Raw genomic sequence first — 26,899 nt, 5'->3', positions numbered from 1 at the left:
TATCGAGCGCTCTCAAGGAATGTATGGCCTTGGTGGGACAGTTTACGTCATGAAGGACATAAACTGTCCCACCTTGATACCTTCTGCTGCAGTGGAAGGGGCAAGCCATTGGGTGTTCGTTTATTAAATTATGTTTTAGGAGGCATCGCTATGACAGAAACACAAGATCAAAATGTACAGCTTAGAAGCGACGTGAAAAAGCTCGGAAGCATTTTAGGAGAAGTGTTAAAGAAACATGGTGGCGAGGAACTCTTCCAAAAGGTTGAAGACATCCGGGAGCTCACAAAAGGACTGCGGGATAATTATGACGCAGCTAAGTATACGCAGCTGAAAGATGAAATTTCCAAGCTGGAGTCGCCAATGCGCCAGCAGGTGATCCGTGCATTTGCGATTTACTTCCACCTTGTGAACATAGCGGAGCAGAATCATCGTATCCGGCGTTCGCAGTTTTACCGTCTGGATAGAGACAGTGATGTGCAGAAGCATTCGATTCAAGAAGCAATTCTTGCATTGAAAGCTGATAAGCACTCCGAAGAGAAGATCCAGGAAATTATTGATGATTTATCGATTGAGCTGATTATGACAGCACATCCGACAGAAGCAACGAAGCGGACAGTACTGGAGATTCAAAAGCGTATTTCCACGATTCTACAGAAGCTGGATCATCCGATGCTTCCTTACAAGAAGCGCAGAAATCTTGAAGAAAGCTTGATTAATGAAGTAACAGTGCTGTGGCAGACGGATGAACTTCGTCACCGGAAGCCGACAGTACTCGATGAAGTGAAAAATGGACTTTATTATTTTGACCAGACGTTATTTGACGTTCTGCCTGCCGTGCACCAGGAGCTGGAAGACCAGCTGAACGATTATTATCCGGATAAGACCTGGAAAGTGCCGAACTTCCTGAATTTCGGTTCATGGATCGGTGGAGACAGAGACGGAAATCCGTTTGTTACGCCGGAGGTAACGTGGGAAACACTAAAGCTGCAGCGTGGACTTGCACTCCGCAAGTATGACGAGGCACTTACTGATCTCATGAAGCGCTTCAGCCAGTCTACAACACGGGTGAGTATCTCACCGGAGTTTGTAACACACGTGGAAGAACAGGAAAGAAAATACTTAACAGGAAAAGAAAAATGGCAGGTAGAAGGCGAAGTTTTCCGCCGCATGTTTGCCGTTATTTTAAAGCGCCTTCGACAGGTGGAAGCAAAATCAAAGCATGCCTACGATCATGCTGAGGAACTGCTTCGTGATTTAATGATGATTGAGGATACTGCAAAAGCACACCAGCTGGAAGGCACAAAACTGAAAAAGCTGAATAAAGTAATTCGCCAGGTCCGCTTATTCGGTTTCCACCTTGCAACGCTTGATGTGCGTAATCACAGCGGAGAGCACCAGATTGCTGTATCCGAGATGCTGAAAGTAGTAGGCATTGAAGAGGACTACGCTTCTCTAGAAGAAGAGAAAAAGCAGGAAGTGCTGGAGAAAGTGCTGAAGGATCCACGGCCACTGATGCTGCTGAATGAAGATTATTCGAAAGAAACCCAGGAAATTTTTGAAGTGTTTAAAATGATTCAAAAAGCACACAAAGAATTCGGGCGGCGTTCGATCGAAGTATATCTTATCAGCATGACGCAGTCGGCAAGTGACCTTCTGGAAGTTCTTGTGCTTGCGAAGGAAGCAGGCATCTACCGCCTTCATGTGGATGGCACCGTGGAAAGTAACTTAAATGTGGCGCCACTGCTGGAAACTGTAGACGACCTGATTGCGGGTCCAAAAATTATGCAGACGCTGTTTGATATGGATCTTTACCGAAGCCACATTAAAGAGCGCGGCGAGCATCAGGAAATCATGCTTGGCTATTCAGACGGCAGTAAAGATGGCGGAACGCTTACTGCAAACTGGAAGCTGTTCAAAGCCCAGCAGGAGATCCACAACATGGCCCGTGATTATAACATCGGCCTTAAGTTCTTCCACGGTCGTGGAGGTTCACTCGGACGCGGCGGCGGTCCGTTGAACAACAGTATTATGTCCCAGCCGGCGGAAACGCTGGGCGACGGCGTGAAGATTACCGAGCAGGGTGAAGTTCTTTCTTCCCGTTATATGCTCGGCGACATTGCCTTCCGCAACCTGGAGCAGGCAGCCTCTGCGCTGATCCAGTCTACTTCCAAAGTTCATCATGAACAGGAAAAGGTCACAGGACTGAAGCCGGAGTGGGAGAATGCGATTGAGAAAATTTCTGCGTATTCTCTGAAAAAATACCAGAGCCTTGTCTTCGGAGACCCGGACTTCCTGACGTACTTTAAGCAGACGACGCCATTAAATGAACTGCGTGAGCTGAATATCGGCTCCCGGCCAATGAGCCGCAAAGGAAGCGAAAAGTTTGAAGACCTCCGTGCGATTCCATGGGTATTCGCCTGGACGCAGTGCCGTCAGATGATTCCAGCTTGGTACGCATCCGGCAGCGGCTTTGCAAACCTTGTGGAAGAAGATGAGAAGCACATGGATACGCTGAAAGAAATGTATCTGGAGTGGCCATTCTTCCGTTCGACTGTAAATAATCTGCAGATGGCATTAATGAAAGCTGATTTAATGACTGCAAAAGAATATGTGAACCTGGTAGAAGATAAAGAAATCGGCGAGCGTATCTTTGGAGATATTTCTGCAGAGTACGATCGTACGAGAAAGTTCCTGCTTGAAATTTCCGGAGCAAAAGAACTGCTTGATTTCTCACCAAATATCCAGGAATCCGTGTACCGCCGCAACCCTTATGTAGATCCGATGAACTTCCTGCAAGTGGATCTTATTCAGAAGCTGCGCGCGACCGGAGAAGATGAGCACACAGAAGAATTGCTGACAGAAGTACTGCTGACAATCAGTGGTGTGGCAGCAGGACTATTAAATACTGGCTGATCCAACTGCCGGCATCGAAAGCCGGAACTGCCTCCTATCGAGGTGGTTCCCGGCTTTTTTGTATGAAAAGATTTACAGGGAAGAGCCAGGCTTAATTTATTAATAGTGGTCTATACTTTACTGTCAGGGACCTTAATTTCATGAAAACCGGCTATGCTTTCATCAAACCAGGCTATATTTTACCTGAAACCCGCTATAATTTAATCCCAACCGCCTATGCTTTACTCTCCCGGGCTTATATTTCATTTCACCTGATTCCAGCTCCTCTATGTCCTGCTTTTTAACCATTTTATTACCACAAATGTTCATAAGTGTTAGATATCCAAAGTTTTATTCTCATTAGAGTAGACGAAATCCTGAAATTTCAGGTAGAATAGAAAGAAATAACTCGAACGTTGTCGTAATTTGCAAGAAGCAGAGGGAGGAAGCCGCATGGGGATCGTTACAAAGCAGCATAGTAGAATATTCACAGCCGGTCTTTGCGGTGCAGTGATTCTTATCGTGCTGTTAGGGTATTATGCGGCGCAGGTTTTTACAGAGACGGAAGCAGATGAGGAGGAGAGTCCGGAAGCCCAGCCAAAGGTTTCGATATTAACCTCTGATGCACTGAGAGATCAGAGCTGGGGGAGCCTTGCTTTTCAAAGTAAGGTCCTGCTGGAAGAAAATCACGAAGCAGATATTGAAATTTTTCCTAACCTGACCACAGAAAACCTGGTGGATTTCCGGATTGAAAATGAAATTGGAAATGGAACAGATCTGCTTATCGGCCACGGACGGGAGTTTGCAGAATCTTTTTCCACTTATGCCCAACAGTATCCAGACGTGGAATTTGTTACGTTACAGGGAGAAACAACGGCCGAAAATCATACGGTATATACGTTTGATATTACGGATGCTGAAGTGATGGCAGTAGCAGCGGCAGAAAAGAAATCCAGCACGAAAAGAGTCGGGGTACTGAGCAAAGCAGGTGACTGGCACGGCCGGGAACATTTAGAAGAAGCACTTGCAGTAAGAGAGTTGGACATCACTATCTGTCACGAAGAAGTGGAAAGCAGAAATGATGAAGAGGAAGCCTTGCAGGCGCTTGATCTGCTGCTGGAGCAGGAAATAGATGTAATCTATACGAGGGGCAATAAGTTCAACAGTGTGATTATCGATCAGGCGGAGGAACACGACCTGTATGTCATCGGATTTATTGATGACCAGTGGTATATGGCAAAAGACCGGGTTATTACAAGTGTTGTAATCAATGTACCTTATATCTATGATAGAGTTATGAGAAATTATTTGTCAGAAGAAGGACTGCCCGGAGGAAAACAGATGCTTAAAATGGAGGAAGAGACTTACGGAATTACGCCTCTTGGACCCATGTTTTCTCTTGACGAAAAAAAAGAATTGGATGCACAATTTCCAGAATATGATCTGATCGGAGATTAGCAGAGGGAGGTCCGCATGAATGAAAGAATAAGAAAATGGAGCCTTCGCTCTAAAATATTTATCGTATTACTGCTGCTTACCGCTTTGTTAAGCAGTCTTTCGTTTTTCTTTATTAATTCACTGGGGGAGATGAATGAAGTAAGCGAAGTAATTACAGAAGATAATGTTCCCGAGCTGATCTGGCTGTCCCACTGGGATTCACAGCTGATGATGAAGGAAGAACTGATGGAAGTCGGAATAGAGACAGCATTCTGCTGTGCGTTTGTGCAGCGGTACGAAATGTTCCGGGAGGATGCCCGTACTTCAATGGAAGAAGTTTACGGAGCTCCGCCCGCTTCCCTTGAGACCCTGGAACGGGAAATGGAAATGCTTGATTTCCTCATATTAAATCAAGTGAATGGATTAATTAATTTAAATAACATAGAAAGTGCAGAAGCTTTTATACTTACAGAGTACGAGACTGATTTAAATGCGCTTCGCGCCGGAATAGAAGCGGAAAGGCAGGGAGTAACGGCGGCACTGGATGATCACCAGGACAGATTTGAAGGAATTATTGCGGAGGCGCTGCAGCTGCTCGTTCTTGCAACCGCAGGAATTATTCTGATTGCTTTAATTATTTCCTACAAGATCAGTGCGAGCTTCAGCCGGCCGGTGGAGAAAATGGGAGATCAGCTGCAGTTTATCGCTGCAGGAAATTACGGAGCTGCAGTAGAAGAATCTGATCAGCTGGAACTCGCTCCGCTGACAAGATCTATTAACCTGATGTCTTTTGAATTAAAACGGTCGTTTGATTTACTGGTGCTGGATAAAATGTACCGTGAACAAATACTGGATTCCCTGCCGATAGGGATTGTTACCTCAGACGAGGAGCGCGGGGAAATTTCTTTAAATAAAACAGCACGGGATATTATGGGAGAAGATTTCCGAAAAACACAGATCCCGCATAGGCAGGAGGAAGCTGCAGGCACCCGCCGCTTTTGGGAGGTGCTCACTTCCGAGGAAATTTTTCAAAATGAAAAAGTGAAATATGAGGACGGGAATGAGGAGTATACCTACTTGTGTTCCCAGTCACTGCTCGTCAATGAAAGTCAGGAAACAATTGGAAAAGTTTTTTATTTTATTGATATAACAGAGACAGAAAACCTGGAGCAGCAGGTAAGAAAAACAGAAAAGCTTGCTGTTATCGGCGAATTAGCTGCCGGAGCAGCGCATGAAATCAGAAATCCGCTTGCCGTTATTGACGGCTTCCTTGGTTTAATGAAGCAGTCCCTCAAAAAAGAAGACCGGGAGAAATTTCATCTGTCTCTCCTGCTGAAGGAAATAGAACGGATTAACGGTATTATTGAAGATATGCTTTTGCTCGCAAAACCGGGAGCACCGAGGTTTAAGATGGTCTCACTGGATAAAATTGTAGAAGAAATTCTGCCATTATTTGAAGAAACGCTGGAAATGCAGGATATTTCCTTTCATGTGGCACTCGAACCACAGCCGCTCTGGGTGGATGAAAGACAAATTAAACAGATTTTTCATAATTTGATTCGTAACAGCAGTGAAGCGATGAATAAAAAAGGTTCTATTTCGATTTTTGGGGAAAGAAAGAAATATATATACTGTGTGGAGTTTATTGATGACGGTCCGGGTATTAAACCAGAAGAAAAAACCAGATTATTTGATCCTTTCCGAACGACAAAAAAGACCGGTACAGGGCTTGGGCTTCCTATTGCAGAGCAAATGATGGAAAATCATTCAGGCACGATCTATCTGCATAAATCGAGTGAGAAAGGTACGATTTTCCGCATGGAATTTCCGCTGCCGGTAGAGGAGGAATGACGTTGCATATTCCAGATATCGGCCCATTGGGAGATAAAGCAGTAAGAGTGAATTTCGGAACTGAAATTTCAGAGGAAATACATCTGCAGGTGCGTGCATTCTGCAGGCTGCTGGAGTCGGAAAACATTACGGGCGTAAGTGAATGGGTGCCTGCATATACTACTGTCACTGTGCATTATGAGCCATTAGAGTGTTCTTACCCTTCCCTGAAACAAGAGCTGCAGCAGCTGACAGAAAAAATGAAGGAGATTTCTTTAACCCCTGGACCTGTATGGAAACTGCCGGTTTGCTACGGAGGGGAGTTTGGTCCTGACCTGAAAGAAGCCGCTGCCTATACAGGGCTGTCGGAAGAAGAAATTATCCAGCGGCATACATCCGCCTGCTACACCGTGTATATGATGGGCTTTACTCCTGGTTTTCCCTATCTGGGAGGGATGGATAAATCAATTGCTGTACCGAGACTGGAAACGCCGAGAAATGCCGTTCCTGCTGGAGCAGTGGGAATCGCAGGGGAGCAGACAGGAGTGTATTCGCTGAAAACCCCGGGAGGCTGGAGGATTATCGGCCGAACCCCGGTGAAGCTGTGCGACCGCGAGGCGGAAGTGCCAGTGTTTCTGAAGGCAGGAGACCGGATCCAATTTACTGCTGTAACGAAAGAAGAATTTGAAACAATCGAGAAGAAAATTGCAGAGGGAACCTATGAATTAGTGCAGGAAGGAAGTGCATGATCATGAGAGTAGATTTAAATTGTGATGCGGGAGAAAGCTTCGGCGCTTATGTACTCGGAGATGATGAACTGCTTCTGCCGGAGGTAACTTCCGTAAATATCGCGTGCGGGTTTCATGCCGGGGACCACAACGTGATGGCTGACACAGTAAAACTGGCGCGGGACACGAATACAGCAGTGGGGGCGCATCCAGGCTTTCAGGATCTGGCAGGGTTTGGCCGCCGGCTGATTGATACGAGTGAAAAAGATATATATAACAGCGTTGTGTATCAGCTTGGCGCCCTCGAAGCTTTTTGTAAAACGCAGGGAATACAGCTGCAGCACGTAAAGCCGCATGGTGCACTTTATAACTATGCGGCAGTAAACGCCGGGACCGCGAGAGCAGTGGCCGCAGCAGTGCAGGCTGCAGTTCCTGGCTCCTTCTTATACGCCCTCTCCGGAAGCGCGCTGGTTACCGCTGGAAAAAAAGCAGGCTTAAACGTAGTGCAGGAAGTTTTTGCAGACAGGACCTATCAGCCCGACGGCACGCTTACTTCGAGAAAAGAAGCGAATGCTGTGATTGTGGAAAAGGAACAGGCTGCAGCTCAGGTAATGGAAATGATACAGGAGCGGACTGTCACCTGTGTAGACGGCAGTAAAAAAGATATACAGGCAGATTCTATCTGTATTCACGGAGACGGAAAGCAGGCAGCAGCTTTTGCAAAGAGGCTGCGGGAGTTATTAGAGGCAGAAGGCGTGCAGGTAAAAGCTCCGGGAGCACCTGTATGAGTATAGTAAAAGTAGAGAAACAGGGCATGATGACGACAGTGCAGGATAAAGGGAGAAGAGGCTATCAGCAGTATGGGATTACAGAGAGCGGCGTCATGGATCCATGGGCGCTCCGTTGGGCAAACCTTCTGGCCGGCAATCCCGACAGTGCCGCAGGAATTGAGGTAACACTCATGGGACCGCAGCTGCTGTTTTCTGAAGATACGACGATTGCAGTCGGCGGTGCGGATTTAACAGCACAGCTGGACGGTACAGAAATTCCGCTGTGGACTTCCATCCCTGTGAAAGCCGGACAGCGCCTTCATTTCGGCAAGCCTCGTCAAGGAGTGCGGGCTTATATTGCCATACATGGGGGAATCGATACGCCGCTCGTCTTAGGAAGCCGTTCCACTTATATTAAAGCAAAACTCGGAGGCTTCCGCGGCAGGGAATTAAGAAACGGGGATGAACTTCCGGTTGGTCCGCAGACAATGAAAAGCACACGCCGGAAACGGCTGCATCAGGCGCTGCTGCCGGATTACGATATTTCTGTCCCGATCCGCGTTCTTCCCGGTCCGGATACAGGAATGTTCCCGGAAACTGCGCTGCAAACATTCTTCAGTAAGGAATATGCTCTCACAAATGAGGTGGACCGGATGGGCTACCGTCTTGATGGACCGCCGCTGTCTTTAACGCAGGAAGGAAAAATGATCTCGGACGCTGTTGCGATGGGAACGATACAAATCCCTGCAAGCGGCTATCCGCTGCTGCTGCTTGCAGACCGCCAGACTTCCGGAGGCTATGCGAGAATAGGGAGTGTCATTCACGCGGATTTATCTAAAACTGCGCAGCTCGGGCCGGGAAAAAAAGTGCGCTTTACAGAAACTACGCTGGAGGAAGCACATGACCTGTTAAAACGAAAAGAAAACAGATTCCAGCATTTTAAAAAAATGCATCAGCTGTGACTATTTAACTTTTTTTCGAGAGGTAATTCAGGGTGAAAAGAAAACCGGGCCGAAAGATACAGCGGAAGGCGACATAAAATAATATATACTGCAGAATCCAGAAAAGTGGGGCGTATTTTACCAGATACCTCCACTTTTTTAGTATTTTAATTTCTTATCTGAATAATGAAATTAATTTCACTTCTTTAAAAGAGTTCCTTCCTGGAAAATACAAGCATGTGATGATCTGCTCATAAATAATTCCATGGCAGCCGCCCATAAAGTACATAACTCAAATAAAAACTGCCTCTGCAGCGGAACGTAAAGCAGGCGTGAAATTGATCATGCTTCGAAAAACAGAAAGTTGGACTTGAAGAACCGGTAAAAGCCGTGAAGCCTATTGAAAGAATAATACGCGACATCTCCCCATCACGCCTTCCCCTGAAATAGAAGAGTAAAGGGAACTATTTCTATGTGAAAAGCATGCTTTTTTATGCCAAGCGAGAAGGAAATCTGTCGTTTTTTATGAATATTTGTTCAGGCCAACTTTTTGAGAGGGACGGATAATTTATAGAAGTTCAAAATGAAGGAAAAAACCGGGACTTGCAGCACATGTGTTAACGTTCAGAGATATCTGACAACTTTTTCAGTATCTGTTAAACCATGCTATGCTTTGCGTGAATTACATATTTCTTCAGAGGAGGAGTTCTATTTGAAATCGTGGATGCGTACAGGTCGAAAAGCTCTAATGATTTTATTGGCTGTGTTACTTACTGTTACAGCGTTTGCCCCGGCAGCACTGGCGGACAGAGGGGGCGCTGACAAGCCTGGAAATGGCCCGAAGCGGGAGGTGCAGGAGGTAAACATCCTGGATGAAACAAGTTTCCAGGTGGCGTTTGATAAAACCTACCCTGCAGGTATTCAAATTGAACGAATGATTGAAGCAGTCGTTACCTTGGAAGACGGGACAGAAGCAGTGCCGGAACTAACTGATTACGAAGTTTCCGCAGACAACCGGTCTGTTGTAACAGTCGCGCATGAAAACGATGATTTAAGCGGTCTGGCCGGAGAGCTTTCGGTGAACGGCGTTACTGCAGCATTTGATTATAAAGAAGAAACAGAAGAACCGGGCCCTACGATTCTGGAAGTGCGAGGGGAGGCCCTGGAAACAGAACAGACGGTGACTGGAACAGTTACTGCCCATTTTGAAGAAGGCGGACAAACCAATATGTACGTGCAGGATGAGACTGCTGCAATTCTGGTGCGCGGCAGCGGTCTTGGCGAGCTTTATGATATCGGCGACCGTGTGGAATTCACCGGAGAGCTGAACCATTACCGTGATATGATCCAGCTGCTTGTGGAAGGTTCCAATCTGATAGAAGCGGATGCCGGAAAGATTGAGCCGGAGCTCGTAGATGCGTCGTTCTTTACGCAGGAGCCTGACCATGTACAGGCAAAGCTGATCCAGATGGAAGACGTTTCTGTACTTGATAATATTGCTTTTAATGATTACAACGCACTGGACGCAGCAGGAGAGGGTTTCCTGATGCTCGGCCAATTCTCTGATGTGACAGCGGATACAGAGTATGATCTAGTTACAGGCGTCGTTAACTATCATTTTTTTGAGAATAAATTAATGCCGAGAAATAATGATGATTTAGTGGAGGATGCAAGCGTAACCCGCCCGGCAGCAGCAAATATTTCCTCAGGAGCAGTAGCAGCAGGAACGGAAGTAACGCTGTCCTCTGCAAGTGAAGGAGCAGATATTTACTATACGCTTGATGGGAGTACACCTACCACAGATAGTACTGTTTATACAGAACCTATTACGATCAGTGAACCTGTAACGTTGAAAACACTTGCAGTTGCAGATGGACTTTCTCCAAGCGAGGTCCGCACCTATGAATATACGATCCTGCCGGAAGCAGGCGAGCTGCAGATTGCTGATATTCAGGGAAGCTCGCATATTTCCCCTTATGAAGGGCAGTCCGTCCGCGGTGTACCGGGAATTGTGACACATACGGCCGGCAGCAACGCATTTTATATGCAGATGGAAGAGTCGGACGGCGATGTAAATACTTCTGAAGGAATATACGTATACCTTCGAAGCCACGGTGTCTCTGTTGGAGATGAAGTGCAGGTGGATGGGACAGTGACGGAATGGGAAGAAGATGGATATGACGATGCGGATGATTTAACAACTACGCAGATTTCCAACGCTTCTCTGGAAGTGATTTCTTCCGGAAATGATCTTCCTGATCCGATCGTGATTGGTTTAGACCGGGAAATCCCTTCAGAACTTGTGGCAGATCCGGAAAATTATGATATTTATGATGGAGATACATTCGATGCTGAAAATAATGCACTCGATTTTTATGAAAGTCTGGAAGGGATGCTCGTAGAAATTCCCGGACAGGTGACGGTAACAGGTCCGCAGAAATACAACGAGCTTACCGTAATATCGGAGGAATGGGATATTGATAACCGCACAGCCTCCGGTGGAATTTACGTAGAAGAAACAGACTTTGACGCAGAATTGAATACAGAAGTAATGTTTATCAATGCGCCTTTCAATACAGTTGCAAAAACCGGCGATTACTTTGAAGAAGCAGTAACCGGGGTGCTTGGCTATAACTTCGGCAACTTTAAGCTGGAGCCTGTAGCAGGCGGCTATCCGGAGCTGATCGACGGCGGCAATGAGCGCCGGGAAGAAACGGTCATCGAATTTGAAGAAGATGAATTAACAGTTGCGACTTATAACGTAGAAAATTATTATCCGGGAGTGCCGGCGCAGAAAACAGAGCGTCTGGCGAACTCCATGGCAAATGAACTTAACGCACCGGACATCATTACGCTCGTAGAAGTAATGGATAACGATGGAGCGACAGACAGTGGAGAAACATCAGCAAGTGAAAGCTATCAGACGCTGATTGATGAAATCCGCAATCAGGGCGGTCCGCAGTATGCTTATACAGATGTAGCACCGGTAGACGGCATGGACGGCGGAATTCCGGGTGGAAACATCCGCGTCGGACATATTTACCGTACAGATCGGGTGCATCTGGCAGATGAGAGCACAGCGGATTCCACGGAAGGTATACAGATCGGGGAAAATGGCGAGCTCAGTCACGGCACCGGATTTATTGATCCGACAAATGAAGCACTCCGCAGTTCCCGCGGTCCGGTTGTATCTGAGTTTATCTTTAAAGGTGAATCAGTATATGTGATCGGAAATCACTGGAACTCGAAGCGGGGAGATCTCGCACCTTACGGCATGGTCCAGCCTCCTGTTCAGGGAAGCCGGGAGCAGCGTGAGGAAATTGCAGCGCTTGTCGGCGGATTCGTCAGTGAGCTGAATGCTGCAGTAGAAGATCCGAACGTAGTAGTATTAGGAGATTTCAACGATTTCCCTTGGTCACCGCCGGTGGAAACATTAGCGGAAATGGGCAATCTGTATAACGCTATTTACGAACTGCCAAGAGAAAGCCAGTTCACGTATAATTATAATGGCAGCTCGCAGTCGCTGGATTCTATTCTCGTTGCAGATCATTTGCAGCAAGGGATGGAAGTGGATGCCATGAATATTAACTCTGAATTCATGGAAACACACGGACGCGCAAGTGACCATGACCCGATTATGGTACAGCTCCAGATTCCGGATATTGACCCGGACTATGACATGGGGGATGTGACGCCTCCGGTAATTACTTTTACAGATGAAGCCTTAAATGAAAATCCGAGACTGGAAATCAGTGCCGGGGATGCATTCGAGGTGCCGGAAGTAACTGCAGTCGACAACGTAGACGGAGATGTGACGGATCAGGTGGAGGTAACCAGCAACGTAGATCCCGATAATGCAGGAACCTACCAAGTCCGTTATGAAGTGACAGACGAGGCCGGAAACCGCGGGCAGCTGACATTGACCGTCATTGTTCAGTCTACGGCAGAAGGACTGGAAAACCTGGCAAACGGCAGCTTTGAAGAATGGGAAGGTGGACTTCCAGTGCACTGGTATGGTTCTTCCTCAAACACTGCGCAAAGCAGAGTGATTCAGTCTGATGAAGCTTTCGATGGGGACTTTTCAGCGCAGCTGATCAGAGATAATACCGGTCACCAGCGCTTTACCACAGAAAAATATTCCATGGAAGAAGGTGCGGTCTATACGATAACGTTCCAAGTGAAAGGCACTGGAGAGATACGAAACTCGATGTATGCTCCAGGCTATCATGGGAATGGTTATGCAAATTACTCCAGTTATACTATCTTGAATGAAAGTGACTGGCAGGAAGTAACCTGGGAGTATGAAGCTCCAGGAGACGGTGAAGCGGAAATTATCTTCTCTGTAAGAAATACTGCAGGAGAGCACCTGCTGATTGATGATGTAAAAGTGGAAAAACAGTAATCGTTTAAAGGAGCTGTTCCGGTGAAAGCCGGAGCAGCTTCAAGCTGTTGAAAAAGTGATTTTTCTGTATAAGTTATACGGTCCTATGCTTTTGTCTCCGAAGAGGCGCTTTCCGAAGGGAACTCTCTCAGCTAACCTGCCTAGGCAGGTGGATCTTCGAATCGTTCTATCTCCTTTCGGAGTCGCTCTTCTGCGACTGCAGCATACATAAGTGAGACAACAATTTTTATACGAAACAGCAGAAGTAGGAACACACCTTTTTTAAGAGAATAACTTTTCTCCACAATGTCCGCTGGAAAGCGGAAGATAACCCCTTTTTCAATAAATCATCAATATACATAATTCCTTGTTTTATCAACAACCTAAAGCTGATCTGGTAAAACCTGGATCAGCTTCTTATTTTTTTTTTGAAAACCGTAATTTTTCTGGAAACACTTTGAACCAAGCTGCTTGAAAATAAAAGTTTTATTATAAAAGCTGTGCTATTGCTTCACTTTTGAGAAGGCTGATTCCAGGGATTTTTCTCGGTGAATATTAGCGGATAGAAATTTCGTAAAATAGATTCTCAAACTGGGCTGATCCTGTGGATGGTCCTATGCCTTGGTTTTACAATTGTAAGAACGAAGCGGACTCCGGCGGACGCCCGTGGTAAAACGAGCTGAGGAGCTCGTCCACGGCAAGCCTGCCGGTCTGGAGCGGAGTTTCTCTAATTCCCTAAAAAAATACAAATCTTTGACAGATGCTTTCCGGAAAGTAGTATGATGGTAAGTGAGAATAGTTTGGAAGGATGTTGGTTATGGCAGAAATCGATCATAAAGATCGCATTCAGACTCTTGATATTATACGCGGGATAGCACTCGCAGGGATTTTACTCGTCAATGTACAGATGATGACTTCCACCTCTTTTTTCAAAACCGCCTATGGGATACAGCCGGAGGCACAGAGCCAATTGGATTACATATTGAATTTATTTATTGAATTTTTTGTGCAGGGATCTTTTGTGTCTACCTTTTCCTTTTTATTTGGAATGGGCTTTTACTTGTTTATGACAAAAGCAAAGGCAAAAGGCTGGAATGAAAAAAAGCTTTTTACGCGAAGACTTTTTATTCTCGCATTGTTCGGACTGGCGCATCTGGTTTTATTCTGGCTCGGGGATATCCTGCTTACTTACGCAGTCAGCGGCTTCTTTTTACTGCTTTTTTATCAGGCGAAAGAAAAAACGCTGCTTACCTGGTCGATTATTTTACTATCCTTGTTTTTCCTGTTTTACTCTACGCAGATGCTGATACCGGAAGCATTTCTTGAGGGAATGCAGGCACAGGGGGAAGCACTTGTCGCGCAGGCAGTGCAAGCATACAGCATGCCGTTTATTTCTGCAGAATGGTGGCAGTTCCGGCTGACAGAAGAGCTTCCGATGATCCTTGGACAGCTTCCTGTGCTGATTCCATATGTACTGGGGATTTTCCTGTTTGGTTTTTATGCAGCGAAAAAAGGCTGGTTTCAGCATGCGCGGGAGAATCGGCCTTTCTTCAAAAAGCTGGCACTGATTTCTCTGGCTGTGACGCTGCCGTTCTGGGGATTAATGGCGTATGTACAGGTAACAAATGATGTAGCCGGAAGTTTAACGGCTTATTATACGTACGATTTTTATCTGCGTATCGGAGCGCTGCCTCTGGCACTATTTTATATTTCTGTGATTACGCTTTTGACGACGAAAGAACAGATCAGCCCGCTGCTGCAACGGTTTGGAGCAATGGGGCGCATGGCATTAACAAATTATCTGAGCCATACCGTGATTATCGTTCTCTTTATTCACGTCACAGGACTGTTTGATCAGATTTCTGTGCTTACGAATATGATGATAGTTGTGGCTGTCATCGGCATGCAACTGATCTGGAGTCCGATCATATTGAATAAATATCAATTTGGGCCACTGGAAGCCCTATGGAGAAAAGGAACATACAAAGGCGCGGAAAAGAAATAATAGATAAACGCGTCTCCATGGAAACTGTAATGGGTTCCTGAGAGATGCGTTTATTTAAAAGTAGTATATTGGTATGATAAAACTTCGCTGCAATCCGGCAGGCTTGCCGTGGACGAGCTCCTCAGCTTCCTCGCTGCGCTGCGGGATCTTCCCATCTCGTTCTTCCACAGGCGTCCGCCGGTTTTCGCTTCGTTCTTCTCTTGGCGAAACAAAAGAAAGAGATTGTTTCTATTACAAGATTTTCTATCAACAATACGAAGCCTAATTGGTTTAGGGAACTGCGGAAAAAGAAAGCGTGAAGATCGAAGGTTCGTCTCGAACTGCAGACGAACTAGTAAAGCAGGTGGGAAGCCCGGCTTATTTCCAAGGGATAGCTGAAGGATTTCTCCACGGCAAGCGCAGTTCGAGAATCCAAGTGGCCTGGTCACGAAGCACGAGCGGAATCGATCCTGGTATTCAAGGTAGCAGGGGGCCTTCTGGATGTGGATCGATGGAAGCCGTACTCGGTGAAAGAAATTAGTCGAGAACAAGCCCTTGGGTAAGCCTCTTCGAAAGTGCAGCAGCGGTATTACTTCTTTTAAACTCAAGTCAGTTAAAAGAAAAAAGAAGCTGCATAAGCTACGAGCGGGATTGTCAGCAGCGATAATATCGTAGAGAATGATATTGTCATTACTGCTGTGTCTTCATCATCTGTATAGCGCGAGAAAAGAATCGCAGCAAGCATAAAAGTAGGCATTCCCGATAATAAAATTACTACATTCCGGGTAAGCTCCTGCAATGGCAGAAATGAAAGCACAATTAAAGTAAGAGCAGGAATCAGCAGTAACCGTATGGTTATAGGAAACCAAATCTGAGGAAATACGCGGAATCCATTTCTTTTTAACAGCTGCTGCAGTAAAATACCGATGTAGAGCATTGCCAACGGAGCTGCGAGTCCGGATAATAATTCAACCAGCTGCTGCAGCACTGCAGGCGGTTCAAAGTTTAAAAAGGCAGAAGTGATGCCGACAATTACAGCAGCCAGCGGAACGTTTACCAGGGACTTCAGCTGCCGGAGACGGAATCCGCTTCCTGATTGCAGTAAGTACAAACCGACGGTAAAGATGACAAAATCCAGTCCCGCGTCAAATATAGCGGCAAGGAGTCCGCCGGTCGGCCCAAAGATTGTCATACAAAGCGGTATGCCGATAAACCCAGTGTTCCCAAGAGCTGCGAGAATTGTCATTCTTTTCGCGAAAGTAGATTGAAAACCTGCTATCCTCGCAAAGAGAAGGGCGAACACAATTGCTGCCAGGTGAAAGCAGATAGATATAAGCAGAATGATTCCTACCTGCCGAAGCAGATCGCCGGAAACTTCTGTATTGAATACCCCGTTTAATATTACGGAAGGCACTGCAATATTCAGAACAACCACTACAAGAACCTGCTTCGTTTCTTTATTTACAGGAATCTTTGCTGAAAGAAAATAACCGAATAATATCATGATTCCCATGACAGTTATGGCGGTGGCGACAACAGCGACATCCATACAAAAACAACCTCCCGTACACACTTTTGCTTCTCACAGCATAGCATGACAGAACTGTTTTCGGCGAGGGAAGAATAGAAAATATTTACTTTAATACCAGCAGGGACCGCTGGGAATTTCAGAGAGAAATCAGGGTTATTTTATGATTATAGAACTGTTATTAATTTTTATTATTCTGCTGGCAGGAAGCTTTATTCAGGGAGTCAGCGGTTTCGGCTTCGGCCTGATTGCCATGAGCTTTCTGCCGCTGCTGTTTACCATTAAGGAAAGCACACTGCTTGTGGTGTCTCTGGCGCTCGTAGTAGCAGTGAGCATCGGTCTGCAGATGTGGAAGCATATTAAGTGGAAATCCCTTGGAGTGCTGCTGGGTGCTGCGCTTGTGGGACGGGTAGGGGCATTTTTTGTCCTTTCCCGTTACGGGGAACTTGATATTATGAGAGATATTTTAGGTGCATTTCTGCTGATGGTCGTGGCTTATTTATTTTTCGGGGCAGCAAAAGCAAAAAATGTTTCGATCAAAGCCCTCTGGCTGCCGATACTTTTCGGTTTTCTCGGTGGATTTGTAGGCGGAATTTTTGCTGTGGGCGGACCGTTCTTTGTGTTTGTGCTGATGATTCTTTATGCAGATGACAAATATGCGTATAGTGCAAATATGCAGGTAACCTTCATGTTTACGAACGCGATCACCATCCTGCTGCACGCTGTAAACCGGGACTTCACCAGCGGATTTCTGCTTTACTTTCTTGTAGGTGTTGTAACTGTGCTTATCGGTACAAAGCTTGGGGTAATCTGTTTTAAATATATTTCCCAGGAAAACATGCGCAGAGTGGCAGGAGCTGTGGTGGCACTTGCTGCACTGAATTTACTGCTTTTCCAATAACCATTATTCATCAAAACCCCCTTGTGAGTAAAAATCACAAGGGGGTTTTTCTACAAACGATACATATCTGTGCGGCGATCCTGGAAAATCGGGATGTTTTCTCTGACTTCATGCACTTCTTCCGTTTCAAATTCTGCGTAAAGAATCGTATCTTCCTCTTCCAGTTCAGCAAGCACTGTTCCAAGCGGGCTGATCACGATGGAATGTCCACCGAAGGTATTGTTGGGGTCGGCGCCGGTACGGTTGCAGGCAACGACATAAGACTGATTTTCAATAGCTCTTGCAATCAGCAGTGCGCGCCATTGCTCTATACGGGGCTTAGGCCACTCGGCTACCACATAAAGAACGTCCGGCTGATGTGCCGGGTGTAGCATGTGGGTGCGCATCCATTCGGGGAAACGGATATCATAACAGATGAACCCTGCTGCATAACCGTGTTCCAGTTTAAACATTCCGCCGGCATCTCCCTGAGACAGGTGTTTTTCCTCCTCCATTAATCGAAAAAGATGTGCTTTACTGTATTCTTTCACAAATCCGCCGTGACGGTTGAAAACGAGCATCGTATTGTAGAGGCCGTCTTCTGTTTTCTTGGCAACAGAACCAGCTACAAGATTTACGCGGTGTCTGCGTGCGAGTTCAGATAAAAAAGTCATCGCCTGCGTAGCCTCTGCATCAGGGTTTTCTTCCATATAATCAAAGTCATACCCTGTGGTCCATAGTTCAGGCAGTACTACAACATCCGCATACTGCGCTGCTGCTTCTGCAATTTTACTTTCGACAGTTTTATAATTTTTTTCAGGATCTCCGTAGGCAATATTCATTTGTACAAGCGCGGTTTTTAGTAACATATTCCTGCCTCCTTTGATGTTAGTATACACGATTCCATTCAATTGAGCACAGCTGGTTTCTTAAGCGGCTTTCAAGGGAATAACGGTACGTAACAAAGAGATAAGGGAGGAGGAGAAAGATGGAATTCATATGGCTTCGGCAGGATTTACGTGTACATGATCATAAGCCGCTTCAAAAAGCGCTTGCATCAGGCAGGCCGGTGATGGCAGGTTTTATTTTTGAACGGAGATTTGATGAACTTACAGAAGCTGGCTTTCCACGGCTGGACGAAAAAAGATACCGGTTTTTAATAGAGTCTCTGCTGGAAATGCATCAGCAGCTGGGGCAGTTGGGCGTTCCATTTGTAATTGCGCATGGAGACACGGCCCAGGAAATGAGAAACTGGATCCAGCATTATCATATTTCCAAAATTCATGCGTATACATATCCGGGCACAGAAGAAGCCGAGGATGAAGCGCAGATAAAAGCTGCAGCTGCTGAATTTGATGCAGAAACTGAATTCTATCAAGGCGATACATTATTCTCAGCTGCGCATCTTCCTTTTTCTCCTTCTCGAATGCCGAAGAGCTTTTCTGGTTTTCGGAAAAAGTTTGAAAAGAGCGGCATTCAGCCCGAAGCTGAAGCAGCTTTCCCCCAGGAGCAAAAGCCGCTGTATTTGGAAGATCATGCGAACACAGGGGAGCTCCTGATGAAAGAATTCCGGCAGCTCGGCGCAAAAACGTTAGTAAACGGCGGGGAGCAGGAAGGTCTCCGCAGGCTCCACAATTACCTCTTTGAAACTCAGAATATTCTTCGTTATAAAGAGGCACGTCAGGGCATGCTTGATTTCGAAAGCAGTTCTAAACTTTCTCCGTGGCTCGCGAACGGTTCTTTATCACCTCGGCGTGTATATTATGAACTGAAACGATTTGAAACAGAATACCATGCGAATGAATCTACAGATCTCCTCTACACGGAACTTTTATGGCGTGATTTCTACCATTTCGTTCTCTGGTCTCAAAAAGAAAAAATGTTCAGCAGGCTCGGAATTCGACAGCTTCCTATCCAATGGAATCAGGATGCGGAATTATTTGAGGCCTGGAGTGAAGGAAGGACGGGCTACCCGTTAATAGATGCTTCGATGCGTCAGCTGAAAGCCTGCGGCTACATGTCTAACCGGGCACGGCAGAATACTGCAAGCTTTTTAACGAAGAATCTTGGAGTAGACTGGAGATGGGGTGCTGCCTGGTTTGAAGCACATTTACTAGATCATGATCCTGCAAGCAACTATGGCAACTGGCAGTATGTAGTCGGTATCGGCACAGATGCACGCCAGCTGAAAGGCTTTAATGTGATCCAGCAGGGAAAGCGCTATGATCCAGCCGGAGAATTTATCAAATTCTGGATCCCGGAGTTAAAATATGTGCCGAAGCAGTATTTATACGCTCCTTTTAAAATGAATCAGGCACAAAAAAATGAAGCGGCTCTTGAGCTTGGACATGATTATCCCTACCCGGTCGTTTCTCTTGACCAGTCCCTTGAAGAACATAAACTGCTGTTTCAGCAGGCACGGGATAAAAGAACAAAAATGTTAAACAGCACAAAAAAAAGAAGCGTAAGTGAAGCTTCTTCCTAGACAGGAAGCATCATATAGGCAGACATAAAAAGAACCCCGTACTGACAGTAGCTGCCGGTACGGGTGTTTGCTGCGCAGTGATAGTTACCTAATGTTTCCTTCGGTAAGAGAACACACTGCCTATTTTGTTCTTTCCTGTGCCTTTTGTCCAAGTATTGTTAAAAAATATGCTGAAGGAACAATCAGGCCGAGGGCTGCCTGTACCAGAGCGAAAAATCTGGCACTTCCCACAGGTACATAGTCCCCGTAACCGACCGACAGCAGTGTCACCCCGCTGAAATATAAAAGGTCCATGAACGTAGGATCCACTACTGAATCAGAAGGGTCATTAATATGTAATATTACTTCCTGAGTGGATAAGAAATAATACAAAAATGTAAAACCAAAGGTAAGTGCCAGCAGTGTAAAGAACATTTTTAATAATAATCCTACGTGAACCTTACTCTCCATGAAACGTTTATCAAGAAAAAAATAAACTAAGCTGCCAATTAGAAAAACGATGGTGATTCCTACAAGTATGGATGTTACCATATTCACTCCTCCTCCCTTCCATCTATACCCTAAATCAAAAGAGATAATTACTTCAATAGCTAACTTTGCCTTCCAGCCTCCAAAAAGCGGAGGGAGTTCATACTGGAGTCTTTTATACTCATGCTTAAAAATCATTGTGTAAACGAAGCTTGCTGCTGAAAAAGCGCGTCACCTGTATCACTTTCCCGAGTTCTGTTAATAAAAAGTACATATTTAAAAATACTCGAGTATGCATCACTGGGTCTCCGGATATAAAACATGATCATAAGGAGGGCTAAAATCCAAAGATTACGACTATTTAAAAACCAATTGTGGAAAATGGTGGCATGTGGTACCTTAGTATGAGTTTGTTCTCATGACGAAAGGGGTATAACATGTTTCGGAATATGTCGATTGTATCAAAGTTTTACGCAGTAATTTTTATTGTTGTAGTAGTTTTGTCCTCAGTTTTAATGGCGATTACTTTTTCAGAGGTGAGAAATGGGATAGAAAGCTTTGCCGCTGATAAAGCGCGGAGTGATCTTGATTTAACGTATGAATACCTGGAGGAAAGATTTGAGGGAGAATGGCAGATTCAAAATGGCCTTCTGATGAAAGGTGATCACGTAATCAATGAAGATTATCAGCTTGCAGACGAGATCACGGATATTACTGGAGGGTTAATTACGATCTTTCAGGAGGATATGCCGGTTACTACAAATTTAATAATCGGTGGAGACCGTGCTGTTTCCATGCCGGCGACTGGAGAAGTGTCAGATGCAGTTCTTACAGAGGGAGAGCGGTATTCAGGCCAGGCGGACATTTTAGGTACGGATATGCAGACAGCTTACCGGCCGCTTTTTAATCCCCAGGAAGAAGTAATAGGAATGCTGTTTTTCGCAACGTCCCAGGAAACGATAAACAGCACGATGTCGGAAATTATCTTTCTTGTAGCAGTAGCAGTGCTTATTTTAACAATAATTATCGGCGTTGTATTATTCTTTTTTACTAGAAAAATCAAGAGACGGATTAAGATTTTATTAACGGAACTGCAGAAGGCAGGGGAAGGAAATCTCCAGGAGCACGAAGCAGATACCGGAGGAGATGAAATAGGGCAGATATCTGCAAGTTTTGCGCAGACGAAAAACAATCTCCGCACCCTGTTTGTACAGGTTTCCCAGGCTTCTTCACAGCTTGCTTCCTCTTCAGAACAGCTGACAGCTACCAGTGCCGAGTCTTCCAAAGCGGCAGAAGAAGTTGCCGGCACGATTGAAGAAATTTCCAGAGGTGCTTCTGCACAGGCAAATGACACAGAGTCCGGGGCAGCCCGCGTGCATGATTTAGGTTCCTATATTGAAGAGGAGCAGAAGTACGTAGCAGAATTGAATAAAGCGACAGACAGTATAGCGGCACTGAAAGACCGCGGCATGCACTTAGTAGAAGAACTCATTGAAAAAACGAAGATCAACAACAACACTACGCAGCAGGTGCAGGAAATGATTGAAGATACAAATGCTAATACAGGAAAAATTGAAAACGCCAGCGGGATGATCCGAAGCATCTCAGAGCAGACGAATCTGCTTGCTTTAAATGCTTCCATTGAAGCTGCAAGAGCAGGAGAAGCAGGCAAAGGTTTTTCAGTAGTGGCAGACGAAATCCGCAAGCTTGCGGAGCAGTCCAATAAGTTTTCAGAAGAAATATCCACGATTATTCAAGAGCTTGCGCAAAATACAAGCATGGCAGTGGAAAAAATGAAAGAATCAAAATCTGTATCTGAAAAGCAGACAGAGAGTGTAGAGAAAACAACGGAAACATTTGAAGGAGTAGCGGTTTCTATCGAGGAAATCCGTGAAAAAGTAGAGCTGTTAACCGGGTCCGGGGAAAAACTGCAGCAGGAAAAGCAGGAAATAATCCGTATTATGGAAAATCTTTCTGCGATCTCTGAAGAAAATGCAGCAAGTACAGAGCAGATTTCAGCATCGATTGAGGAGCAGACTGCTTCCATGCAGGAAGTAGCTTCCTCCAGTGAAGACCTAGCAAGAATTGCTGATGAGCTGGAAGGCAATATGAAGAACTTTCAATATTAAAAAGCAACCCCCGAAATTATAGAAAAGCCGCTGCGTGATTTCCATCACACAGCGGCTTTTGCCGTTCTTCCTTAATTGTCAGCTACACCCAATGCCAGCTTTGCATACCGTGACATCATTTTTTTATCCCAGGGCGGGCTGAAAGTGATTTCAGCTTCCACTTCGCCGATTTCACCAATTTCCTGCAGCTCGCTTAACGCCATTTTAATATCATTGACAATGGTTCCGGCGAGAGGACACCCCATGGAGGTAAGTGTCATTAACACTGTTACATTATCCTGCTCGTCCAGTTTAATCTCATAAATGAGACCGAGATTAACGATATCCACGCCAAGCTCAGGATCAACTACTTTTTCGAGTTCTGCCATAACCCGGTCTTTCAGTTCTTGTTTTTCATCACTCATAACTCGCCACCTCCTTTATCTATATCATACTAAAAAGAAACAGTGAAAGAAAATATGAGACTTAAAAATTCACAGGAAATATGCTTAAATAATGTATAATTCAGGTATAGTAATATAAAAAAGGAATCAGAAAGGAGCAGCATATGCTTGAACTAAGCGGTTTGCAATATGTCACTCCTTATTTTGAAATGATCCTGCAGATTCTGGGCAGTGCTGTTATTGGATTTCTCATTGGGATGGACCGCTACACAAAAAGTAAACCGGCAGGAATGAAAACATATATGTATGTATGTGCTTCCTGCTGCTTAATAACGCTTGTTTCCATACACAGCGTGACACATTTTGCAGAATCAGCGGATAACATTATGATGGATCCGATGCGTTTAGCTGCGCAGATCGTGTCAGGACTGGGCTTTTTAGGAGCGGGAGTAATATTAAAAGATGGATTTAACGTGACAGGACTTACGTCTGCTGCGATGATCTTTTTTGTGGGAGGCGTCGGTATTGGAATTGCGGCGGGATTTTACGGCCTCGTTCTCGTAGCAGTTATTGCAACAATTATTCTGGCAAGGCTCGGAAATCATATTGAAAAGAAAATTGATGCCGCCGATAGTTGATGCAGGATGCTGAAGAAACCGGCTGAAACCGAATTTCAGAGAAGCATCGGATGATTTTTTTCGAAAGTATAGAATTCCCAGACTGCCCTTGTGTCCGGGAATTCTTGTGTTTTTCCTATCTTTTTCGGGAATCAGAATTTTTTATTTTACTTCCATTAAAGGAGTGGTTACATAATGTACTTTGGCGTGGATTATTATCCGGAGCAGTGGCCGAGAGAACGGTGGGAGACAGATCTTCAGCTGATGAAGGAAGCTGGGTTGAATTTAGTAAGGGTTGGAGGATTTTCCTGGAGCATTCTTGAGCCGGAAGAAGGAAGGTATGATTTCAGCTGGCTGGATGAAGTAATCAAGGTAATATCCTCCTATGATCTGGACATTGTGCTTGAACTCCCGATAAGTGCGCCTCCTGCCTGGATGCTGCATCAATATCCGGATATCCTTCCTGTAACCAGTGATGGAAGGAAAACCGGCTTTGGCGCCCAACGGCATTATACGGTAAACAGCAGAAATTATCGAGATTTTTGCAGCAAAACAGCTTCCGCACTGGCAGAACGTTACGGTAGTGAAGAGTCGGTAGTTGGGTGGCAGCTGGGAAATGAAACTGTACACCTGAGTTATGGAAAGGAAGACCAGGTGGCTTTTCAATCCTGGCTGGAACGAAAATATGAAACGCTGGAAAAGTTAAATGAGCATTGGGGCACCGTTTTCTGGAATCAGACCTACTCAGCGTGGGAGCAGATCCATGTTCCTGCGGAGATACCTCAGGAAGATAATCCTTCCATGCAGCTGGATTTTAACCGTTTTTGGGCAGAGACACATACAAATTTTAATAATAAGCTGATGAGACTGCTGCGGGAGCAGACTGACAGCCGTCAGTTTATTACGCATAATTTGGTATACAGCGGTACTGTGCAGGAGCACCGGGAAATAGCAGAAGGACTGGACGTGGCATCGTTTCATACCTATCCTGTCCTTGCGGATGTAACGATGCCGAGGCAGCCGGCCGCAGCTGCCAGAAAACACGATCTCTGCCGGGGGACAAAGCAGGGAAAAAGCTACTGGGTCACAGAAGAGCTTTCTGGTGCTCCATCCAATAACCGGACAGGTTATCTTCCCCGGCCGGGGCATCTGAAGCTCTGGACATATCAGGCGATTGCCAGGGGAGCAGAGGCAGTCGTGTATTTCCGCTGGAGAGCGGCCCTGCGGGGAACGGAGCAGTTATGCCAGGGCATTCTTGATCACGATGGAATGCCGAGAAGGAAATACAACGAATTAAAAGAGATGACAGCCTCCCTCCAAACATTTGCGGATGAATACATTGCAAGTGATTTCCCGGCAGAGGTGGGGTTTTATCATAATCCGGAAAATGAATGGGCCTGGCAGATTCAGCCGCAGTCAGCGCAATTTTCCTATGAAGAAGAAGTGCTTCGCTTTTATGAACCTGCGCACGCGCTGAATATACACACAGACATGATTCAGGAAAAAGATAATCTGTCAGCGTATAAAGTGCTCATCGTACCGGTATATTTCCTGACTAAGCCTGCGCTGAATGAAAAACTAAAGTCATTCGCTGAAAAAGGAGGGACCATTATTTTCACCTACCGCACTGGTGTAAAAAATTCAGATAATGCGGTACATGAAAAAACTCTGCCGGGAGAACTGGCTTCGCTCTGCGGTATTGAAATACATGAATATGAAGCGCTGCCCGGCGACGGAACGGCTCAGATAAAAGGAACTGCAGGCCCTATGAAAAACCGTTCGGGAACAGGAAGCGTCTGGGCAGACTATATTGAGCCGGCAGAAGCAGAAGTTTTAGCAGTATATGAAGGGAAATGGTTTGAGGATAAAGCTGCGGTGACGAAAAACTCCTTCGGGAAAGGGACTGTATATTATATCGGCTGCGGTCTGGAAAGAGGCTTGCTGCTTCCATTGTATGAAGAAATTTTCCAAAATGCAGGGCTCGAAACTACCAGGTTAAGAAACAAGGTGGAACTAGTGCAGAGAGAAACGAAACATACAAAATACCTTGCTGTACTCAATCACAATATAGATAAAAAAGAAGAAGCAGAACTGCCGGACGGCAAATGGAAAGACACTGCCGGAAAAGAAAAGGACTGTAAAGGGCGGATTACCCTCGCTCCGCTGCAGAGCATTATTTTAAAACAGCATAAATCTTAGGAAGAAGCCTGCCTTATACTTTGGCAGGTTTCTTTAGTATTTCCTGGGAAATACCGGTTTTAGAGTGACAGCTGCAATTTCCAATGTGCTTCAGGAAGTGCAGCTTTCCCCTTTATTGGAATAGTTTTGCATTTTAAGTTCACTGGCACGTGAAGAAAGAGGTACAATAGAGAGAAAGACAAAAGGGGAGGGAGGACGCATGATTTCCTGGTGGAAAAGATTCCGCAGAAAACGTGACTGGGAGAAAGAAGAAAACAAGGAGCCGGAAGTTAACGCAAGGATCGAATATAACCGCCGGCTCGCAGCGCAGAAAAGACTGGAAAAATACAGAGAGGAACTCCAGGAAAAAATTACTGCACAGAAAACAAAAGCAAAAGCTTTCTTAGAGGAAGAAAAGGAAGAAGCTGCACGGCGGGCCCTGCTGGAACGTGAAAAATTAAAGGTGCAGGAAGAGGAGACAGAGAGAGAAATAGAGAAAACAGAGGAGCAGCTGAAAGAACTGCGCATACTGCTGGAAAAAGAAGAAACTTTTTCCAGGAAAAGCAGTGAAAGGCGAAACTTTCATGAAGAACATCGCGTAAAAGAGGAGGTTCCTTTAAACCAGAAGACGCTCAATTTTCCCGCGGAACGCGTGCAGAGCGCGGTAGAGCAGGAGCTTGAGAAATTGAAGCAGGAAAGGAGGGGGAAATAGTGGAAGTATTCGGCATGCCGATCACAGCGATGTACCTTTTCATCCTGGTCAGCGGCGTCTTTCTAACATTTTTATACATATTTGTTGGTGAATTATTAGAAGGGCTATTTGACATTGCTGGCGATGGAATCGTCAATCCAATTACGATTATTGGTTTCATCACGCTTTTTGGCGGACTGGGGTACATCGGAGAAGTACTCGGGCTAGTCTCCAGCGGACTGTTAATCATAGTGAATCTGCTTCTCTCCGCAGTCATTATTGTACTTGTAAATTTTTATATTATCCTGCCGCTGAAACGCACGGAAAAAAGTATGTCTTCATCTATTCAGGATTTAAAGGGAAGGGTCGGGGAAGTGTATACTTCAATCCCGGCAGATGGATTTGGCGAAGTAATTATCCGCAGGACGCACGGAACAGTCAGTAAGCCTGCAAAAAGCTTCGATGGAGAACCGTTAAAAGAGGGGCGTTTCGTACTGATCGTGGATATCGATGAAGAAGGAGTGCTGCTCGTTTCAGAGTATGAAGTGTAAAAAACAATTTAAAACAAAGCAATGGA

The 26,899-nt window shown here is 45.4% G+C and carries 20 protein-coding genes; 16 read left to right on the top strand and 4 right to left on the bottom strand.

What is annotated here, in order from left to right:
* Positions 1-150: 150 nt before the first annotated feature.
* The 9 genes from ppc to BLP92_RS18135 all read left to right on the top strand — a co-directional run bounded on the left by ppc (position 151) and on the right by BLP92_RS18135 (position 15,504).
* Positions 151-2,913 (top strand): phosphoenolpyruvate carboxylase, encoded by a 2,763-nt coding sequence (ppc, locus tag BLP92_RS15120; protein ID WP_090843793.1) that lies wholly within the window; start codon positions 151-153, stop codon positions 2,911-2,913.
* A gap of 432 nt (positions 2,914-3,345) precedes the next feature.
* Positions 3,346-4,350: a BMP family ABC transporter substrate-binding protein gene (locus BLP92_RS15115; RefSeq protein ID WP_090843792.1), complete on the top strand. Its 1,005-nt coding sequence runs from the start codon at positions 3,346-3,348 to the stop codon at positions 4,348-4,350.
* A 15-nt stretch (positions 4,351-4,365) separates the two neighbouring features.
* Entirely contained in the window at positions 4,366-6,180 is a 1,815-nt protein-coding gene (locus tag BLP92_RS15110; RefSeq protein WP_090843791.1) for a sensor histidine kinase, read from the top strand.
* A 2-nt stretch (positions 6,181-6,182) separates the two neighbouring features.
* Complete coding sequence (gene pxpB, locus BLP92_RS15105; RefSeq protein WP_090843790.1) at positions 6,183-6,908, top strand: 5-oxoprolinase subunit PxpB; 726 nt, start codon at positions 6,183-6,185, stop codon at positions 6,906-6,908.
* Positions 6,908-7,675, top strand: a complete 768-nt coding sequence (locus BLP92_RS15100) for a LamB/YcsF family protein (RefSeq protein ID WP_090843815.1) — start codon at positions 6,908-6,910, stop codon at positions 7,673-7,675. Before pxpB ends, BLP92_RS15100 begins: the two co-directional genes overlap by 1 nt.
* The gene (locus BLP92_RS15095) at positions 7,672-8,619 is read left to right on the top strand and encodes a 5-oxoprolinase subunit C family protein (RefSeq protein ID WP_090843789.1); all 948 of its coding nucleotides are present in this window, start codon (positions 7,672-7,674) and stop codon (positions 8,617-8,619) included. The genes BLP92_RS15100 and BLP92_RS15095 overlap by 4 nt, the downstream gene beginning before the upstream one ends.
* Positions 8,620-9,310: 691 nt before the next feature.
* Positions 9,311-13,000 carry a chitobiase/beta-hexosaminidase C-terminal domain-containing protein gene (locus BLP92_RS15090; protein WP_175444320.1) on the top strand — a complete coding sequence of 1,230 codons (3,690 nt, stop codon included), beginning with the start codon at positions 9,311-9,313 and terminating at the stop codon, positions 12,998-13,000.
* Between the two features lie 796 nt (positions 13,001-13,796).
* Positions 13,797-14,984: a DUF418 domain-containing protein gene (locus BLP92_RS15085; RefSeq protein ID WP_175444319.1), complete on the top strand. Its 1,188-nt coding sequence runs from the start codon at positions 13,797-13,799 to the stop codon at positions 14,982-14,984.
* Positions 14,985-15,279: 295 nt separating this feature from the next.
* Positions 15,280-15,504 (top strand): hypothetical protein, encoded by a 225-nt coding sequence (locus tag BLP92_RS18135; protein ID WP_210184574.1) that lies wholly within the window; start codon positions 15,280-15,282, stop codon positions 15,502-15,504.
* Positions 15,505-15,576: 72 nt separating this feature from the next.
* Here the strand turns inward: BLP92_RS18135 and BLP92_RS15080 are convergent, their stop codons facing one another.
* Positions 15,577-16,512 carry an AEC family transporter gene (locus BLP92_RS15080; RefSeq protein ID WP_090843786.1) on the bottom strand — a complete coding sequence of 312 codons (936 nt, stop codon included), beginning with the start codon at positions 16,510-16,512 and terminating at the stop codon, positions 15,577-15,579.
* Between the two features lie 142 nt (positions 16,513-16,654).
* On the opposite strand from BLP92_RS15080, the gene BLP92_RS15075 reads away from it, so the two are divergent.
* Positions 16,655-17,392, top strand: coding sequence for a sulfite exporter TauE/SafE family protein (locus BLP92_RS15075; protein ID WP_090843785.1), 738 nt, complete (start codon positions 16,655-16,657; stop codon positions 17,390-17,392).
* A 50-nt stretch (positions 17,393-17,442) separates the two neighbouring features.
* Here the strand turns inward: BLP92_RS15075 and BLP92_RS15070 are convergent, their stop codons facing one another.
* Entirely contained in the window at positions 17,443-18,240 is a 798-nt protein-coding gene (locus BLP92_RS15070; protein WP_090843784.1) for a carbon-nitrogen family hydrolase, read from the bottom strand.
* A gap of 119 nt (positions 18,241-18,359) precedes the next feature.
* Here BLP92_RS15070 and BLP92_RS15065 point away from each other — a divergent pair, with 119 nt between their 5' ends.
* The gene (locus tag BLP92_RS15065; protein WP_090843783.1) at positions 18,360-19,856 is read left to right on the top strand and encodes a cryptochrome/photolyase family protein; all 1,497 of its coding nucleotides are present in this window, start codon (positions 18,360-18,362) and stop codon (positions 19,854-19,856) included.
* Between the two features lie 120 nt (positions 19,857-19,976).
* On the opposite strand, the gene BLP92_RS15060 is transcribed toward BLP92_RS15065, so the two are convergent.
* Entirely contained in the window at positions 19,977-20,387 is a 411-nt protein-coding gene (locus BLP92_RS15060; RefSeq protein ID WP_090843814.1) for an ion channel, read from the bottom strand.
* Between the two features lie 374 nt (positions 20,388-20,761).
* On the opposite strand from BLP92_RS15060, the gene BLP92_RS15055 reads away from it, so the two are divergent.
* Positions 20,762-22,453: a methyl-accepting chemotaxis protein gene (locus tag BLP92_RS15055; protein ID WP_090843782.1), complete on the top strand. Its 1,692-nt coding sequence runs from the start codon at positions 20,762-20,764 to the stop codon at positions 22,451-22,453.
* 71 nt (positions 22,454-22,524) lie between these two features.
* On the opposite strand, the gene BLP92_RS15050 is transcribed toward BLP92_RS15055, so the two are convergent.
* The gene (locus tag BLP92_RS15050; protein ID WP_090843781.1) at positions 22,525-22,857 is read right to left on the bottom strand and encodes a metal-sulfur cluster assembly factor; all 333 of its coding nucleotides are present in this window, start codon (positions 22,855-22,857) and stop codon (positions 22,525-22,527) included.
* A 143-nt stretch (positions 22,858-23,000) separates the two neighbouring features.
* Here BLP92_RS15050 and BLP92_RS15045 point away from each other — a divergent pair, with 143 nt between their 5' ends.
* From BLP92_RS15045 to BLP92_RS15030, 4 genes are all read left to right on the top strand, one after another.
* The gene (locus BLP92_RS15045; RefSeq protein WP_090843780.1) at positions 23,001-23,474 is read left to right on the top strand and encodes an MgtC/SapB family protein; all 474 of its coding nucleotides are present in this window, start codon (positions 23,001-23,003) and stop codon (positions 23,472-23,474) included.
* A 174-nt stretch (positions 23,475-23,648) separates the two neighbouring features.
* Entirely contained in the window at positions 23,649-25,652 is a 2,004-nt protein-coding gene (locus BLP92_RS15040; RefSeq protein WP_090843779.1) for a beta-galactosidase, read from the top strand.
* Positions 25,653-25,851: 199 nt separating this feature from the next.
* Entirely contained in the window at positions 25,852-26,343 is a 492-nt protein-coding gene (locus tag BLP92_RS15035; protein WP_090843778.1) for a hypothetical protein, read from the top strand.
* The gene (locus BLP92_RS15030; protein WP_090843777.1) at positions 26,343-26,873 is read left to right on the top strand and encodes an NfeD family membrane protein; all 531 of its coding nucleotides are present in this window, start codon (positions 26,343-26,345) and stop codon (positions 26,871-26,873) included. The genes BLP92_RS15035 and BLP92_RS15030 overlap by 1 nt, the downstream gene beginning before the upstream one ends.
* The last annotated feature ends 26 nt before the right edge of the window (positions 26,874-26,899 follow it).

It is taken from the genome of Alkalicoccus daliensis (assembly GCF_900103955.1).
Taxonomy (GTDB): domain Bacteria; phylum Bacillota; class Bacilli; order Bacillales; family Salisediminibacteriaceae; genus Alkalicoccus; species Alkalicoccus daliensis.
The sequence above is the reverse complement of the archived record's forward strand: the minus strand, read 5'-3'. Positions and strand labels throughout refer to the sequence as shown.